The 12926-nt window shown below is 51.7% G+C and carries 11 protein-coding genes; 1 reads left to right on the top strand and 10 read right to left on the bottom strand.

The window, feature by feature from the left end; all coding sequences use genetic code 11:
* The first annotated feature begins 28 nt into the window (after positions 1-28).
* Positions 29-460, top strand: coding sequence for a HutP family protein (locus AC07P6_RS03315; RefSeq protein ID WP_478315635.1), 432 nt, complete (start codon positions 29-31; stop codon positions 458-460).
* On the opposite strand, the gene AC07P6_RS03310 is transcribed toward AC07P6_RS03315, so the two are convergent.
* The 10 genes from AC07P6_RS03310 to infB all read right to left on the bottom strand — a co-directional run bounded on the left by AC07P6_RS03310 (position 423) and on the right by infB (position 12912).
* Positions 423-1364 (bottom strand): LysR family transcriptional regulator, encoded by a 942-nt coding sequence (locus tag AC07P6_RS03310; RefSeq protein ID WP_478315634.1) that lies wholly within the window; start codon positions 1362-1364, stop codon positions 423-425. The two genes, AC07P6_RS03315 and AC07P6_RS03310, sit on opposite strands and share 38 nt — an antisense overlap.
* A gap of 98 nt (positions 1365-1462) precedes the next feature.
* Positions 1463-2707: a tryptophan permease gene (gene mtr, locus AC07P6_RS03305; RefSeq protein ID WP_181484733.1), complete on the bottom strand. Its 1245-nt coding sequence runs from the start codon at positions 2705-2707 to the stop codon at positions 1463-1465.
* Between the two features lie 145 nt (positions 2708-2852).
* On the bottom strand, positions 2853-4823 hold the full coding sequence (locus tag AC07P6_RS03300; protein WP_304253744.1) for a DEAD/DEAH family ATP-dependent RNA helicase: 1971 nt from the start codon (positions 4821-4823) through the stop codon (positions 2853-2855).
* Positions 4816-4896: a protein YrbN gene (gene yrbN, locus AC07P6_RS03295; protein WP_085903200.1), complete on the bottom strand. Its 81-nt coding sequence runs from the start codon at positions 4894-4896 to the stop codon at positions 4816-4818. Before yrbN ends, AC07P6_RS03300 begins: the two co-directional genes overlap by 8 nt.
* Before the next feature lie 102 nt (positions 4897-4998).
* Positions 4999-5883 (bottom strand): lipoprotein NlpI, encoded by an 885-nt coding sequence (gene nlpI / locus AC07P6_RS03290; protein WP_478315633.1) that lies wholly within the window; start codon positions 5881-5883, stop codon positions 4999-5001.
* Between the two features lie 107 nt (positions 5884-5990).
* Positions 5991-8126, bottom strand: coding sequence for a polyribonucleotide nucleotidyltransferase (gene pnp, locus AC07P6_RS03285; protein ID WP_112213570.1), 2136 nt, complete (start codon positions 8124-8126; stop codon positions 5991-5993).
* A 241-nt stretch (positions 8127-8367) separates the two neighbouring features.
* Complete coding sequence (gene rpsO, locus AC07P6_RS03280) at positions 8368-8637, bottom strand: 30S ribosomal protein S15 (RefSeq protein WP_004106090.1); 270 nt, start codon at positions 8635-8637, stop codon at positions 8368-8370.
* 147 nt (positions 8638-8784) lie between these two features.
* Positions 8785-9729 carry a tRNA pseudouridine(55) synthase TruB gene (gene truB, locus AC07P6_RS03275; protein ID WP_181484730.1) on the bottom strand — a complete coding sequence of 315 codons (945 nt, stop codon included), beginning with the start codon at positions 9727-9729 and terminating at the stop codon, positions 8785-8787.
* Entirely contained in the window at positions 9729-10130 is a 402-nt protein-coding gene (gene rbfA, locus AC07P6_RS03270) for a 30S ribosome-binding factor RbfA (RefSeq protein ID WP_110272870.1), read from the bottom strand. Before rbfA ends, truB begins: the two co-directional genes overlap by 1 nt.
* A 91-nt stretch (positions 10131-10221) precedes the next feature.
* A complete protein-coding gene (gene infB, locus AC07P6_RS03265) occupies positions 10222-12912 on the bottom strand; it encodes a translation initiation factor IF-2 (protein ID WP_112213568.1) in 2691 nt (896 codons plus the stop codon).
* Positions 12913-12926: the final 14 nt, after the last annotated feature.

Raw genomic sequence — 12926 nt, 5'->3', positions numbered from 1 at the left:
GCCATCGCGGCAGGCACAAGGGATATCTATGTATTCATTCCAGCGTATGAAGCCTGGACAAATTGCGCTTCTGGCCTCACTTTGCACGCAAGAAGATGAAGAGAATTTTCGCCAGAAACTGACGACCGATAAGCCTGAACATAAGGTCGGTTTTGCTTTTATGGCGGGAGCATCAGATGAGATAAAAGCTAAGCTACAGCGCTGCGTCATTGGCTGCGCCTTTAAGCACCAGATTATTACCCGGCAGGAGACCGCCATCTTTACACTATGCCAGGCCAGCCATCAGGCGCTTAGCCACGCCTTATCCAACAACATTAATGGCGATCGTATCAGAATCAAAATCGCCTTGGTGAGTAATCTGCGATGGCTTGCCGTCTCTATTTATGGCGAAACGGTGGTATATCAACGGCTAAGCCAGGAGCTCATGGGGTTTTCTCTGTGTCGTTTTTCTCCATCATAAGCTGCCTTGCATACATGCGGCACTCTGCTAACAAAGACAGCAAGCCAGGGTGATTTTCCTGGCTACGAGGGAAGACCAGCGAGATTTCCTGCTCCATCCGATAGGGTTCCTGCAACGGCAGCAGGCGAATTCCGCTTCTGAACAATCCGCTCATTCGCCCGGGGATCAAGGTATAACCCACTCCGGCATTAACCATACTCATCAATGAAAATACATCATGAACCCGAACGGTAATATCAGGGGTAAATCCGGCAATCTGAAACGCTTCCTGAAAACCTCGCCAGGTGGCAAAACCTTCGCTTAAGGCAATAAATTTTTTATTTTGCAGATGCCGTAAATCAACAGGCGTAGATAAACTGTCAGCATCCGTAACCGGTACCGCAAGGAAAATTGAATCAGCGAATATTGTCCATGTTTCGAATAGCTGAACGTTGTAATCATCGGGCGTCGAAATCAGGACTGCATCAATCTTCCCTTCGTTAAGGGCTTCTAGTAATTTCTTATTAGAGTTCATGATGAATTCAATCGTAAGATCCGGAGAGCGTTTTTTTAGCCCCTGGACAATTTGTGGCGCAGTCTTTAATACAAGTGAATATAGTAATCCCAATCGTAGAACCTGAGTGTGATATCCAGAGGCTTCGCGAGTAAGATAAATACATCGCTCCATTGAATTAATCACTTCCCGAGCCTGTTTTTGCATAACCCATGCACCAGGCAAAGGATGAAGATTCCGACCATTATGGGTAAACAAAGGGCAGCGTAAATTATCCTCCAGTGAATGAAGAGCACGATGGACGCTAACGGATGAAATGTTCATCAGCTCTGCTGTTTTCGATATATTCATCGATTCCATATAGCTAAGGAAGATCTCGAGTTTCCGCAGAGTAATATCATTATTCAGCATATAAATATTCCCTTATTCAAGACAATATTTATAGTAAGAGAAATTAAGAGAATATTTTTTGAGCCAGATCGTTAAATCTGGCTCGGCTATAAATTCAATTATTGATAAGTCGGTAATACATTAAAACTCGACAGGAAATGCACGATGACGTTACCCAGACCGAACAGTAAAACCAGCGCAATCATCGGCTTTCCACCCCAAACGCGAAACAACGGGCTACCAAAACGTTTACGCGATGCGCGAGCTAACAGCGCCGGTACAATTGCCGCCCAGATTGTGGCTGCCAGACCCGCATATCCGATGGCATACAGGAAACCATTCGGCCACAGCAGGCCACCAATCATCGGCGGAACAAAGGTCAGAATCGCGGTTTTAAAACGACCCAGCGCGGAATCGTCGAAACCGAACAGATCTGCCAGATAGTCGAACAGGCCGAGGGTCACGCCGAGAAATGAGCTGGCAACGGCAAAGTTTGAGAACACGACCAGCAGCAAATCCAGACTACGACTGTTCAGTACGCCACTCAGTGCCTGAACCAGCACATCAATATTACCGCCCTTCTGTGCAATGCCAACAAACTCTGGACGCGGGATATTACCCATTGTCACCAACAGCCAAACCACATACAGACCCAGCGCCAGCAGCGTACCGTAAACCAGGCACTTAACGATAGTGCGTGGATCCTTGCCGTAATACTTCATCAGGCTCGGCACGTTGCCGTGATAGCCAAAAGATGCCAGGCAGAAAGGCAGCGTCATCAGCAAGTACGGCATATACGACGCATTTTGTTCGGCGACGTTAAACAATGTTGTCGGCTGAACGTGTCCCAGCAGGCTACCGAAGGTCAGAAAGAAGGTGATGACCTTCGCACCCAGCACAATGGCCGTCATTCGACTCACCGCTTTAGTACTCAACCAGACGATAAACGCAACCAGCAGCGCAAAACCAAAGCCTGCGGCTCGAGCCGGAACGTTCAACGACATTTCCGCAAAAGTATGATGCAGGATCGAGCCGCTGGCAGAGATATAGGCGTAGGTCAGAATATAAAGAACAAAGGCTATCGACACGCCATTAATCAGGTTCCAACCCTTACCAAGCAGATCTTTCGTGATGGTATCGAAGCTGGAACCAATCCGATAATTCAGGTTCGCTTCAAGGATCATCAACCCGGAATGCAGCATGCAAAACCAGGTAAAAACCAGTGCTGCCAGCGACCAGAAAAACCACGCACCGGACATGACCACCGGCAGCGAGAACATACCCGCGCCAATAATTGTCCCGCCGATAATCACCACGCCGCCAAACAAGGACGGTCGGGTTGCCGTAGTGGTAAGTGTCGCCATTTGCCGAAATCTCCAGTCGAAAATACTTTATCTCATTATTAATGTGACGCACTGTACCAGTACACGAGTACAAAAGAAATAAAAAAAGCCCCAATCATAAAGATCGGGGCTGTATCATTTACTTTACGTTAGCGGATAACGCTAATTACGCATCGCCACCGAAACGACGACGGCCTGCGGAGTCATCACGACGCGGAGCAGCACCAGCATCATCGCGGCGCGGCGCACGGTTACCACCGTCACGACGCTCGCCGCTGAAACGACGACCATCACCACGACCACCTTCACGACGCTCGCCGCTGAAACCACGGCCTTCACGACGTTCACCGCCGCCACCGAAGCTACGGCCACCTTCACGACGCTCACCACCACCACGGCGTTCACCGCCACGGTCTGGACGCGGCTGAGCATCACCCAGCAGCTGCATGTTCATCGGCTTGTTCAGGATGCGAGTACGAGTAAAGTGCTGTAATACTTCGCCCGGCATACCTTTCGGCAGCTCGATAGTCGAGTGGGTACCGAACAGCTTGATGTTACCGATATAACGGCTGCTGATGTCGCCTTCATTGGCAATAGCACCAACGATATGACGAACTTCAACACCATCATCGCGGCCAACTTCAATGCGGTACAGTTCCATATCGCCAACTTCACGACGCTCACGCTTCGGACGATCTTCGCCACTACGCTCAGGACGATCGCCACGCGGACCACGGTCATTGCGGTCGCCGCGACGTTCGAAACGATCGTCACGATCGCGGAACTCGCGCTTAGGACGCATCGGCGCATCCGGCGGCAGGATCAGCGGACGCTCACCCTGAGCCATTTTCAGCAATGCTGCGGCCAGAGTTTCAACATCCAGCTCTTCGCCTTCAGCTGACGGCTGAATATTTGCCAGCAGCGCGCGGTACTGATCCAAATCGCTGCTTTCCAGCTGCTGCTGAACTTTCGCGGCGAATTTTTCCAGACGACGTTTGCCCAGCAGTTCTGCGTTCGGCAGCTCTACTTCTGGAATAGTCAGCTTCATAGTGCGTTCAATGTTACGCAGCAGACGACGCTCGCGGTTCTCAACGAACAGCAGAGCGCGACCCGCACGACCCGCACGGCCGGTACGACCAATACGGTGAACGTAAGATTCTGAATCCATAGGGATATCGTAGTTAACAACCAGGCTGATACGCTCAACGTCCAGACCACGTGCTGCCACGTCGGTTGCAATCAGAATATCCAGACGGCCATCTTTCAGACGTTCCAGAGTCTGCTCGCGCAGGGACTGGTTCATGTCACCGTTCAGCGCTGCGCTGTTATAACCGCTACGCTCCAGCGCTTCGGCCACTTCCAGGGTCGCGTTTTTGGTACGCACGAAAATAATCGCCGCATCAAAATCTTCCGCTTCCAGGAAACGCACCAGCGCTTCGTTTTTACGCATACCGTAAGCAGTCCAGTAGCTCTGGCTGATGTCCGGGCGAGTAGTGACGCTGGACTGGATGCGAACTTCCTGCGGCTCTTTCATAAAGCGGCGGGTAATACGACGAATCGCTTCCGGCATGGTGGCGGAGAACAGAGCGGTCTGATGACCTTCCGGGATCTGCGCCATAATAGTTTCTACGTCTTCGATAAAGCCCATGCGCAGCATTTCGTCAGCTTCATCCAGTACCAGACCGCTCAGTTTAGAGAGATCCAGCGTACCGCGTTTCAGGTGATCCAGCAGACGACCCGGGGTACCGACAACGATTTGTGGCCCCTGACGCAGTGCGCGTAGCTGCACGTCATAACGCTGGCCGCCGTATAGGGCAACCACGTTTACGCCGCGCATATGTTTAGAAAAATCCGTCATTGCTTCGGCTACCTGTACCGCCAGTTCGCGGGTCGGTGCCAGCACCAGAATCTGTGGCGCTTTCAGCTCAGGATCAAGGTTGTTCAGCAGCGGTAAAGAAAACGCTGCGGTTTTACCGCTACCCGTCTGGGCCATACCCAGAACGTCACGGCCGCCCAGAAGATGCGGAATGCACTCAGCCTGGATCGGAGATGGTTTTTCGTAACCCAGATCGTTAAGCGCTTCAAGGATGGGAGCCTTCAGGCCCAGATCTGCAAAAGTGGTTTCGAATTCAGCCATGTAGTACGTGTGCCTCAAAATTAATGGCGGCCAGTCTACATAACTCATCGTGAAAATTTACGGTAATTTTCATTGAAAAGTGTGAACCGGCTCAAAGTAGGTGTATTAACGAACAACAACGCCCTCACCCGTTAAGGTGATGGCAATAAAAAAATTGGGCTGATGTGTTCGTCAGCTATTGCTGGTCCGATTCTGCCAGGTCATCTTGCTCCTGGCCCAAGAGCGATAATTCCAACAATGCGTATCGGTGCTCAACGTAGTTATGAACGTTGTTTGCGACCGCCAGTTTGAACAGTGCCGTAGCGCTGTCCTTGTCCCCCAGACTTAGGTAGTACTTACCTAAATAGAAGTTGGTTTCACTGAGATGCTCAGCGAGCGAGGTGTTATCCGTTGCGTCTGCCTTCAGACGGTCCATTAGCTCTTTTTCGCTAATGTCGCCAAGGTAGAACCCGACAATGTTCCATCCCCATTGTTCTTTGTCCGACTTGTCTAAGCGCTGTCTCAGCGTTTCAAGCGCCTGCTTCTCATCGAGCTTACGCTCAGCGAGATAAAGCCACAGGCTTCGGAAAGGATCATTGGGATCGTCTTGATAAAACGCCAGCAGATCATCTTGCGCTAACTTAGCACGACCACCGTAATACAGAGCGATGCCGCGATTTAAGTGCGCGTAGTTGTAAGTTGGATCAAGCTCAAGTACAGAATCAAACGCTTCATAGGCAGCGTCAAAATTGCCTGCCTGCGTTAAATAAATGCCTAAGTAATTGAATACTTCAGGCATATCTGGTCGGATTGCCAGCGCTTGTGAAAAATCATTTCGCGCTAATGCCCTCAGACCGAGACTATCATACAACACTCCGCGCTCATATAAAAGCTGTGCGCGTTCGTCATCGGTTAAAGCCCGACTGGCAAGAATTTGTTCCATGCGCGCCAGAATCACTTCTTGCTGCAAAGTCGGTTGCAATGGCACCGCGAGGACTGCGTCCTTACGCCAAGCAGAATTGCTGCATCCTGCCAGCGTGAGAGCTGTCGCCACGAAACACCAGCGCAAAAAAGGCTTCATTTCCCACTCCCGAAGACAACGATTGGATGAACGTCCAGTTCCCCGGCTGCAAACAAGGCGTCCTGCCCGTAATACGCCCTCCGCAATGCGGAGGGCAAACGGCAACCTTACTCGCCCTGTTCAGCGGCCGGAGCTTCCGGCGCGTTCGCAGGCTGAGTTTGTTCAGTTGCTTCTTTAATGCTCAGACGGACACGGCCCTGGCGGTCAACTTCCAGAACTTTAACCGGTACTTCCTGACCCATCTGCAGGTAGTCAGTCACTTTCTCAACGCGCTTATCGGCGATTTGAGAAATATGAACCAGACCCTCTTTACCGCCGCCAATGGCAACAAACGCGCCAAAGTCAACGATACGAGTCACTTTACCATTGTAGATACGGCCAACTTCGATCTCAGCAGTGATCTCTTCGATACGACGGATAGCATACTTCGCTTTCTCACCGTCGGTCGCTGCGATCTTCACAGTACCGTCATCTTCGATTTCGATAGTAGTGCCGGTTTCTTCGGTCAGAGCACGAATAACAGAACCGCCTTTACCGATAACGTCTTTGATCTTGTCCGGGCTGATCTTAATGGTATGGATACGCGGAGCGAACTGAGAGATGTCGCCGCGCGGCGCGTTGATCGCCTGTTCCATCACGCCCAGGATGTGCAGACGCGCACCTTTAGCCTGGTTCAGAGCAACCTGCATGATCTCTTTGGTGATACCTTCAATTTTGATATCCATCTGCAGCGCAGAGATACCATCGCGGGTACCCGCCACTTTGAAGTCCATATCGCCCAGGTGATCTTCATCGCCAAGGATGTCAGACAGAACAACAAAGTTCTCGCCTTCTTTCACCAGACCCATTGCGATACCCGCAACGGCGGCTTTAATCGGCACACCTGCGTCCATCAGCGCCAGAGAAGCACCACACACGGAAGCCATGGAAGAAGAACCATTGGATTCGGTGATTTCAGACACAACACGTACGGTGTACGGGAATTTGTCCAGATCCGGCATCACTGCCAGCACGCCGCGTTTCGCCAGACGACCATGACCGATTTCACGACGCTTCGGAGAACCAACCATGCCAGTCTCGCCTACGCAGTACGGAGGAAAGTTGTAGTGGAACAGGAAGTTGTCAGTGCGCTCGCCCATCAGCTCGTCGAGGTTCTGTGCATCACGGGTGGTGCCCAGGGTCGCGGTAACCAGCGCCTGAGTTTCGCCACGGGTGAACAGTGCAGAACCGTGAGTACGTGGCAGTACGCCAGTACGAACGTCCAGACCGCGGATCATGTCTTTTTCGCGACCATCGATACGCGGCTCGCCTGCCAGTACGCGGCTACGAACAACGTTTTTCTCGATAGCGTGCAGGATTTCACCCAGTTCGTTAGCGTCCAGGGTTTCATCTTCCGCAACCAGAGTAGCGATAGTTTCAGATTTGATCACGTCAACCTGAGCATAACGCTCTTGTTTGTCAGTGATGCGGTAAGCATCGCTCAGGCGTGCTTCAGCCAGCGCAGCAACGCGCGCATTCAGCGCTTCGTTTACGGCTTCAGGCTGCCAATCCCAACGTGGTTTACCGGCTTCTTTTACCAGGTCGTTGATCGCCTGGATAACAACCTGCTGCTGATCGTGACCAAACACAACAGCACCCAGCATCTGGTCTTCACTCAGCAGTTCTGCTTCGGATTCAACCATCAGCACAGCGCCTTCTGTACCGGCAACAACCAGGTTCAGCTTGCTTTCCTTCAGCTCGTCCTGAGTCGGGTTCAGTACGTACTGGTCATTGAGATAACCAACACGTGCAGCGCCGATAGGGCCGTTGAACGGAATGCCGGACAGGGACAGGGCAGCGGATGCACCAATCATTGCCACGATATCCGGATTAACCTGCGGGTTAACGGAAACGACAGTTGCAATAACCTGGACTTCGTTAACGAAGCCTTCCGGGAACAGCGGACGAACCGGGCGGTCAATCAGACGCGCGATCAGTGTTTCGCCTTCACTCGGACGGCCTTCACGACGGAAGAAGCTACCCGGAATACGACCAGCAGCGTAGGTACGCTCCTGATAGTTAACGGTCAGCGGAAAGAAGTCCTGGCCTGGTTTAGCTTTTTTCTGACCAACAACGGTAACAAATACCGCAGTGTCATCCATGCTTACCATTACGGCGGCAGTTGCCTGACGCGCCATCATGCCAGTTTCCAGCGTTACGGTATGTTGGCCGTACTGGAATTTACGAACGATCGGATTAAGCAAAGTTCTATCCTTTTTATATATCGATGACATCGTATCCACGATACGATATCTAATGACCCGATCCCCTGCATCCTCGCGACTAATGACAACCTTTACCCGCCCCTGCGGATGAAGCCTCTCATTAGCCGCGCGAACCTCTGCACGAAGATCATTAATAGCAACAATACATGAGTTTCCAGTGAATTGCTGCCGCCCGGTCGAAAAAAGGGGCCGTGAGGCCCCTTTTCTGAAACTCGCAGAATTAGCGACGCAGACCCAGACGCTCGATCAGCGAAGAGTAACGTGCAACATCTTTACGTTTCAGGTAGTCGAGCAGTTTACGACGCTGAGAAACCATACGCAGCAGACCACGACGGCTGTGGTGATCTTTTTTGTGCTCTGCAAAGTGACCTTGCAGGTGGTTGATCTGTGCAGTCAGCAGGGCAACCTGAACTTCAGTAGAACCGCTGTCGTTTTCGCCACGACCAAACTCAGAAACGATTTTTGCTTTAGCTTCAACGCTTAGAGACATTTTCAAACTCCAAAATTAAAAGAAAGAAAGGGTGCCGATCTCTAATTCAGCAACCCCTGATATAACACCCGAAAATGTTAAAACACTTTGGCGGGCATTAAGCGGCGATATTCTACTCGCAGCAGCCTTTTATCGCAAGAAAAGCACTCAGGCAGGGTATTCAACCACCAGCCGACGGGGAGCCACACGGCCTTCGTCGTCAATCTCACCCATGCCAAGAAACTTTTCTTCTTCACCTTCGGTTACGCGAACTAATCCGTGCAGCCCCGCGCCCGAGGTACGAACGGGGTTACCGTTTTTAAAGTATACTGCCGAAGTTTCCGGAATATTAACCAGCGGATAATCCGAAGCGGGACTGTCCATTGGCATCAGTAACGGGTCCAAAAGCTGCGCTGCTGGAATATCTTGCGTATTAGCCTGCTCAACCAGAGCCTGCAGCTGCTCCAGTGTCACCATCCGCTCAACCGGGTATTTACTGACCGCTAGACGACGCAGGAAAATCACATGCGCACCGCAACCGAGTTTCTCACCTAGATCATCGATAATTGTGCGAATGTAGGTACCTTTAGAACAGTGAATTTCCAGTTCAAGTTCATCACCTTCATGACGGATGAACAGTAGCTCATAGACTGTAATTGGTCGTGATTCACGCGGTACTTCAATCCCCTGACGGGCATATTCGTACAGTTTTTTCCCCTGGTATTTCAGCGCCGAATACATCGACGGCACCTGCTGGGTTTCCCCACGGAAACTGTCGAGTGTCGCAGCAAGCTGTTCCGCGCTAAAGGTCATCGCACGTTCTTCCACGACCTGCCCATCAGCATCAGAAGTATCAGTACGCTGACCAAGCTTAGCAATCACACGGTAGCGCTTATCAGAATCCAGCAGATACTGGGAAAACTTGGTCGCTTCCCCAAGGCAAATCGGCAGCATACCGGTCGCAAGCGGATCCAGTGCGCCAGTGTGCCCGGCCCGGTTGGCGTTATAAATACGTTTTACTTTCTGTAGCACGTCGTTACTGGACGCACCTTGCGGTTTATCCAGCAACAATACGCCGTGCACATCACGACCGCGACGACGAGGACGACTCATTAGTCCTCCTTGCTGTCGTCCGGGTTCACACGACGTTCATCATCATGCTTCACCACGCTGGTTACCAGATTCGACATGCGCATCCCTTCGACTAATGAGTTGTCGTAGAAGAACGTCAGCTCAGGAACGATACGCAGGCGCATTGCTTTCCCCAGCAGCGAGCGGATAAAACCGGATGCTTCCTGCAACGCTTTGATACCCGCTTTTACAGCGGCTTCATCCTGGTCGTTCAGAAAGGTAACAAACACTTTGGCATAGGCCAGATCGCGAGACATTTCCACGCCGGAAACGGTCGTCATCATGCCCAGGCGCGGGTCTTTAATTTCGCGCTGCAGGATGATAGCAATCTCTTTTTGCATCTCCTGAGCTACGCGCTGCGGGCGACCAAATTCTTTCGCCATAATAAATTCTCCAGACAAATAAGGGGGCCACGCGGCCCCCTTTAATTTTGTATAACCGGGTGGCGCTGCGCTTCCCCGGCCTACTAAACGATTAATCGATGGTACGTTGAATCTCGATAATTTCGAACACTTCGATCATATCGCCAACGCGAACATCGTTGTAGTTCTTAACACCGATACCACATTCCATGCCGTTACGGACTTCGTTAACGTCATCTTTGAAGCGACGCAGGGATTCCAGCTCGCCTTCATAGATAACCACGTTGTCACGCAGTACGCGGATTGGGTTATGACGTTTAATCGTCCCTTCGGTAACCATACAGCCCGCGATGGCACCGAATTTCGGTGATTTGAACACATCACGCACTTCAGCAAGACCAATAATCTGCTGTTTCAGTTCCGGAGACAGCATGCCGCTCATTGCCGCTTTCACTTCGTCGATCAGATGATAGATGACGGAGTAGTAGCGCAGATCCAGACTTTCCGCGTCGATAACTTTACGAGCAGATGCATCGGCACGTACGTTAAAGCCAACCAGAATAGCGTTGGATGCAGCCGCCAGGGTTGCGTCGGTTTCGGTGATACCACCTACGCCGGAACCGATAATCTTCACTTTCACTTCGTCGGTAGACAGTTTCAGTAAAGAATCGGAGATCGCTTCCACAGAACCCTGAACGTCCGCTTTCAGTACGACGTTCACTTCGTGAACTTCGCCTTCGGTCATGTTAGCAAACATGTTCTCGAGTTTAGACTTCTGCTGACGCGCCAGCTTAACTTCGCGGAATTTACCCTGACGATACAACGCAACTTCACGCGCTTTTTTCTCGTCACGAACAACGGTCACTTCATCGCCGGCAGCCGGAACACCGGACAGACCGAGGATTTCAACCGGAATGGACGGACCCGCTTCCAGTACTTCCTGACCCAGTTCGTTACGCATTGCACGAACGCGACCATACTCGAAGCCACACAGAACGATATCGCCCTTATGCAGCGTGCCTTCACGAACCAGAACGGTAGCAACCGGGCCACGACCTTTATCAAGGAAGGATTCGATAACCGCACCGCTCGCCATACCATTGCGAACCGCTTTCAGTTCCAGAACTTCAGCCTGCAGCAGGATAGCATTCAGCAAATCGTCAATGCCGGTACCCGCTTTTGCAGATACAGGGATGAACTGCGCTTCGCCGCCCCACTCTTCCGGCATAACACCGTACTGGGACAGTTCGTTCTTAACGCGATCCATATCGGCTTCTGGTTTGTCGATTTTGTTTACCGCAACGACTAAAGGAACCTGCGCCGCTTTCGCGTGCTGGATAGCTTCAATAGTCTGCGGCATAACGCCATCATCGGCAGCAACAACCAGAACAACAATATCTGTCGCCTGCGCACCACGAGCACGCATGGAAGTAAATGCGGCGTGACCCGGGGTATCCAGGAAGGTGATCATACCGTTATCAGTTTCAACGTGATAAGCACCGATATGCTGGGTAATACCACCCGCTTCGCCGGATGCGACTTTAGTTGAACGAATATAGTCGAGCAGAGAAGTTTTACCGTGGTCGACGTGACCCATGATGGTCACAACCGGTGCCCGCGGTTCAGCCGCAGCGCCAGTATCACGGTCGCTCATTACCGCTTCTTCCAGCTCATTCTCACGACGCAGGGTCACTTTGTGGCCCATCTCTTCGGCAACCAGCTGTGCGGTTTCCTGGTCGATGACCTGGTTGATGGTAGCCATTGCGCCCAATTTCATCATTGCTTTGATGACCTGAGAGCCTTTGACTGCCATTTTGTTCGCCAGATCGCCAACGGTGATGGTTTCGCCAATCACAACATCACGGTTAACTGCCTGAGCTGGCTTCTGGAAACCTTGTTGCAGAGCAGAACCTTTACGATGCTTGCCGCCTTTGCCACCGCGAACAGCAGCACGGGCTTCTTCACGATCGGCTTTAGACTCAGCGTGTTTATTACCTTTCTTCGCCGGACGCGCAGCCTTAGTACTACGGGTACGACCACGACCACCTTCTACTTCACGATCGTTATCATCTTCAGCCTGACGCGCATGCTGAGAAGTCGTTACGTGATAGTCGGTAGTTTCTTCAGGGGTTTCTGGAGTTTCAGTCCAGTTCTTTTCATTTTCTTGAGCCATACGGCGTGCTTCTTCCGCTACACGGCGCGCTTCTTCTTCAAGTTTGCGGCGTGCTTCTTCTTCCGATTTGCGCTTCAGCTCCGCAGCTTCGTTCTCGCGGCGGGACTTCTCAGCCTGGGCGGTTTTGGTCATATCGTCGGTTTGTTGATTGCTCACTTTGTCTTTTTCCGCGGCTTCACGTTTCGCTTTCTCAGCGAGTTCACGTTTAGCTTGTTCTGCGGCCTCACGTTCAGCTTTTAATTGCGCCTCGCGTTTGGCCGATTCTTCTGCCTCACGACGGGCTTGCTCTTCCGCTTCACGCTGCGCCTGCTCTTCCGCGGCAAGGCGTTCAGCCTCTTGCGGATCGCGTTTCACAAAGGTGCGTTTCTTGCGGACTTCGATTTGTACCGATTTACTCTTTCCACCGGTACCTGGAATATTTAACGTGCTGCGCGTTTTGCGCTGCAGCGTCAGCTTGTCGGGCGCCGAGCCGTGTTCACGGTTCAGGTGCGTCAACAAGGTTTGCTTCTCTTGCGCGGTCACAGAATCATCAACCGATTTGCGGATCCCTGCATCAGCAAATTGCTGTATCAGGCGATCCACAGAGGTCTGAATTTCTGAGGCCAGCGCTTTAATGGTCACATCTGTCATGCTGTTCCTTCCTG

The sequence above is a fragment of the Klebsiella sp. GFKo11 genome (genome assembly GCF_056490265.1).
The sequence above is the reverse complement of the archived record's forward strand: the minus strand, read 5'-3'. Positions and strand labels throughout refer to the sequence as shown.

Bases quoted from the DNA above. Each gene is read 5' to 3' on its own strand.
- mtr (WP_181484733.1), bottom strand. From the start codon at position 2,707: ATGGCGACACTTACCACTACGGCAACCCGACCGTCCTTGTTTGGCGGC.
- truB (WP_181484730.1), bottom strand. From the start codon at position 9,729: ATGAGTCGTCCTCGTCGTCGCGGTCGTGATGTGCACGGCGTATTGTTG.
- AC07P6_RS03310 (WP_478315634.1), bottom strand. From the start codon at position 1,364: ATGCTGAATAATGATATTACTCTGCGGAAACTCGAGATCTTCCTTAGC.
- AC07P6_RS03315 (WP_478315635.1), top strand. From the start codon at position 29: ATGTATTCATTCCAGCGTATGAAGCCTGGACAAATTGCGCTTCTGGCC.
- rbfA (WP_110272870.1), bottom strand. From the start codon at position 10,130: ATGGCGAAAGAATTTGGTCGCCCGCAGCGCGTAGCTCAGGAGATGCAA.
- infB (WP_112213568.1), bottom strand. From the start codon at position 12,912: ATGACAGATGTGACCATTAAAGCGCTGGCCTCAGAAATTCAGACCTCT.
- nlpI (WP_478315633.1), bottom strand. From the start codon at position 5,883: ATGAAGCCTTTTTTGCGCTGGTGTTTCGTGGCGACAGCTCTCACGCTG.
- AC07P6_RS03300 (WP_304253744.1), bottom strand. From the start codon at position 4,823: ATGGCTGAATTCGAAACCACTTTTGCAGATCTGGGCCTGAAGGCTCCC.
- yrbN (WP_085903200.1), bottom strand. From the start codon at position 4,896: ATGAAAATTACCGTAAATTTTCACGATGAGTTATGTAGACTGGCCGCC.
- rpsO (WP_004106090.1), bottom strand. From the start codon at position 8,637: ATGTCTCTAAGCGTTGAAGCTAAAGCAAAAATCGTTTCTGAGTTTGGT.